Below are 1,378 nucleotides of genomic sequence, written 5' to 3'. Positions count from 1 at the left end.
CCGCCCTGTGTGGATGGCCTCCGCGATGCAAGGGCGTTTTCAAAGACGACAACGTCAAGTCGGCGGCGTCCGTGTGTCCGGCCTACGTGAGGCGGCTATTGCCGCCGGCCTTGATGAGATCCGCGGATCGGGTCCATAACCAAGCTCACGCGCTCGAAGCGCCGGGCGGCCTGCTGGGTGTCCCGATCTCGTCGATCGACTATCGCGTCATCAACCTCTGTCTGCGCCCTTGCATCACAATCGCCGTTTCCGCAGCGGACCGGCGGTTGCCTCGTTATGCGGGTCGATAGGCCTCCTGTCTTGTGAGCAGCGCCCAGATGATCCGCGCATTCTTGTTCGCCAGGGCGACAGCTGCGACCTTCACTGGCTTGCGTGCGAGCATCTTGCCCAGCCAGCTTTCGTCGTAGCCGTCCTTCTGCTTCGCCCATCGGATCGCAGATGTGGCGCCGACAACCAATAGTCGTCGGATAGCCGGGTCGCCCATCTTCGTTATGCGGCCGAGGCGCGCCTTCCCTCCGCTGGATGTCTGTCGAGGAACCAGACCGAGCCATGCCGCGAAGCCGCGACCCGATCGGAACGCATGGATGTTCGGCACGCTGGCGAGGACCGTACAGGCAGTGATGATGCCGACGCCAGGAATGGTAATGAGCCTGGCGGCATCGGCATCTTCGCGACACCGTTTGCGCATCTGTGCCTCCATGGCATCGAGCTGCTTCGTAAGCCCCACCATCTGATCCGCGAGGATGTTGAGCACCACGCGCACGCTCGCCGGCAGCGCCGCGTCAGGATCGGAGATGCGTTCCATCAACCGGTTGAGGTTCTGCGTTCCTGATGGGACTATGACGCCAAATTCCGCCATGTGACCACGCATGGCGTTGATCAGCTTCACGCGCTGCCGCGCCAGCAGTTCATGTGCGCGTTGCAGAACACGCGCCGCCTGCTGATCGACCGATTTCACCGGCGTCGTGCGCACCGCCGGGCGCGTCACCGCCTCGCAGATAGCTGCGGCGTCGGCGGCATCATTCTTCTGCCGCGCGACATAGGGCTTCACGTAGTTCGGCGGGATCAGGCGCGCGTCGTGGCCTAACTTGCCGATCTCGCGCGCCCAATGATGCGATGTCCCGCATGCTTCCATTCCGACAAGACAGGGTGGCAACTTCGCGAAGAACGGCAACACTTCCTCGCGACGAAGTTTGCGTTGAATAATGGCGTTGCCGACCGCGTCCGCACCATGCACCTGCAACACTCGCTTGCCGATATCGAGCCCGATTGTGGTAACCTCGTTCATGGATGGTCTCCCTCAGGTGAGTCGCTGATGACTGCCGTGGCACTTTGATGCCGGGTGCGGAGGCCATCCACCCCATCAAGCTCGATCAGC

Annotated in this window: 1 protein-coding gene; it reads right to left on the bottom strand. The window is 62.6% G+C overall.

All coding sequences use genetic code 11. From position 1 onward, the window contains the following. Window positions 1-274: 274 nt before the first annotated feature. A complete protein-coding gene (locus SAZ01S_RS23220; RefSeq protein ID WP_084584692.1) occupies window positions 275-1,288 on the bottom strand; it encodes an IS110 family RNA-guided transposase in 1,014 nt (337 codons plus the stop codon). Window positions 1,289-1,378 lie beyond the last annotated feature (90 nt).

It is taken from the genome of Sphingomonas azotifigens NBRC 15497 (assembly GCF_002091475.1).
Classification (GTDB): domain Bacteria; phylum Pseudomonadota; class Alphaproteobacteria; order Sphingomonadales; family Sphingomonadaceae; genus Sphingomonas; species Sphingomonas azotifigens.
This window is presented reverse-complemented; position numbering and strand designations above follow the sequence as displayed.

Coding starts and splice junctions, on each gene's coding strand:
- SAZ01S_RS23220 (WP_084584692.1), bottom strand. CDS start 1,288: ATGAACGAGGTTACCACAATCGGGCTCGATATCGGCAAGCGAGTGTTG.